The following is a 2,064-nucleotide window of genomic DNA, read 5'->3' on the forward strand; positions in this document are numbered from 1 at the left end:
GCTGACGTCCCTGCTCGGCCGCGATGCCACGCAATATGGCGTAAGGCCCGGCAGCAGCGAAGATCAGACCCGCGCGCTCCAACGTGCAATCGATGAGGCCGCGCGGGCGCAGATGCCGCTGGCGTTACCGCCCGGCGTTTACCGCAGCGGGCTGCTGCGGCTGCCGAACGGCGCGCAACTGATCGGTGTGCGCGGAGCGACGAAGATTCTCTTCACCGGCGGCGCCTCGGCGATCCAGAGCGACGGCTCTGGCTCCATCGGCCTCACCGGCATCACCGGCATCACCTTCGACGGCGGCAGCATTCCGCTGCCGACGCGCCGCGGGCTGATCCACGTTCTCGGCGGACGCGACGTCCGCATCGCCGATTGCGAGATCATGAACGCGGGCGGCAGCGGGATCTGGCTCGAGCAGGTGTCCGGCGAGATCTCCGGCAATATCTTCACTGACATCGCGTTGACGGCGGTGGTGTCGTTCGATGCCAAAGGCCTCAACGTCTCCCGCAACACCATCATCGGTACCAACGACAACGGGATCGAGATCCTGCGCACCGCGATCGGCGACGACGGCACGCTGGTCACTGACAACCGCATCGAGAACATCAAGGCCGGGCCCGGCGGCTCTGGTCAGTACGGCAACGCCATCAACGCCTTCCGTGCCGGCAACGTGATCGTGCGCGGCAACCGCATCAGGAACTGTGATTACTCGGCGGTGCGCGGCAACTCCGCTTCGAACATCCACATATCAGGCAACAGCGTCAGCGACGTGCGCGAGGTCGCGCTGTATTCAGAGTTCGGCTTCGAAGCGGCAGTGATCGCCAACAACACCGTGGATGGCGCCGCCGTCGGCGTCTCCGTCTGCAATTTCAACGAAGGCGGCCGCATCGCGGTGGTCCAGGGCAACATCATCCGCAATCTGATCCCGAAGCGCCCGATCGGCACCGCGCCGGACGACGACGCCGGCGTCGGCATCTACATCGAGGCCGATTCATCGGTGACCGGCAACGTGATCGAGAACGCGCCGTCCTACGGCATCGTCGCCGGCTGGGGCAAATATCTGCGCGACGTCGCGATCACGGGCAACGTGATCCGCAAGGCCCTGGCGGGTGTCGGCGTCTCCGTCGTTCCGGGCGCCGGCATCGCGCTGGTCAACAACAACATGATCTCGGAGACCCCACGCGGCGCCGTGGTCGGCCTCGATCACGCCCGTGCAGTGACCTCGGATCTGTCAGCGGACGGCGCGCAGCGGTTTGCGCAGGTGGTGCTCGGCGGGAATGCCGTGCGGCGGTAGGCGCGGCTAACAGCCGGGCCGTTCATCCTTCGAGGCTCGCTCCGCGGTGCCCTGCACCGCGAAACTCGCACCTCAGGATGACGGGATATCCTGAGGTTGTCGCAATAAAATTTGACAACCCAAGCACTGCCGTCATCCTGAGGTGCGAGACACGTGGCGCAACGCGCCACGTGGGGAGCCTCGAAGGATGATGTTGTGGGCATCTATATCTACATGCTGAGATGCGCGGATGGCTCGTTCTACATTGGAAGCGCGACCGGCGAGGACACGTCAAAGCGTGTCGATGAGCACAACGCCGGAGCTTATCCCGGATATACTTATTCGAGGCGGCCAGTCGTCCTGGTGTGGTCCGAATATTTCGATCGCATCACCGATGGCATTGCCGCCGAGCGGCAACTCAAGGGATGGAGCCGCGCAAAGAAGGAAGCGCTCATTCGATCGGATTGGGAGGCCGTGAGCCAGTTTGCCCGGCGGCGCGGGGGAATGCCGAGATCGAAGAAGTAGCGCGGTCTGGCGAAAGACGGGCCGTTCATCCTTCGAGGCTCCCGATGGGGCGCGATGCGCCCCATCGCTCGCGCCTCAGGATGACGAAACGAGAGGGGTGGCTGCTTCTGCCCTCGCCGCCTTAGAACGCGTTCCTGAGCAGCGGGTACTTGGCCTCCAGGCCGTCCAGGCTGAGGGTGAATTCGACGACGCGGTCGGGGGCCGCGACGATTTCGGCCGCGGGCGGGGCGAACTGGGGCAGGAGCGCTGCCATTGCAGCGGGCGCGGCGACC

General features: G+C 65.2%; 2 protein-coding genes and 1 pseudogene. 2 read left to right on the forward strand and 1 reads right to left on the reverse strand.

What is annotated here, in order from left to right:
• On the forward strand, positions 1-1,288 hold a 1,288-nt coding region (locus tag MOV74_RS36845; protein WP_246932276.1), incomplete at its 5' end, for a TIGR03808 family TAT-translocated repetitive protein.
• Positions 1,289-1,483: 195 nt separating this feature from the next.
• The gene (locus tag MOV74_RS36850; protein WP_246932278.1) at positions 1,484-1,792 is read left to right on the forward strand and encodes a GIY-YIG nuclease family protein; all 309 of its coding nucleotides are present in this window, start codon (positions 1,484-1,486) and stop codon (positions 1,790-1,792) included.
• 121 nt (positions 1,793-1,913) lie between these two features.
• Here MOV74_RS36850 and MOV74_RS36855 read toward each other — a convergent pair.
• Positions 1,914-2,064 (reverse strand): annotated as a pseudogene (locus MOV74_RS36855) (TIGR03809 family protein); the annotation flags it as partial.

The sequence above is a fragment of the Bradyrhizobium sp. SHOUNA76 genome (assembly GCF_023006445.1).
Lineage (GTDB): Bacteria > Pseudomonadota > Alphaproteobacteria > Rhizobiales > Xanthobacteraceae > Bradyrhizobium.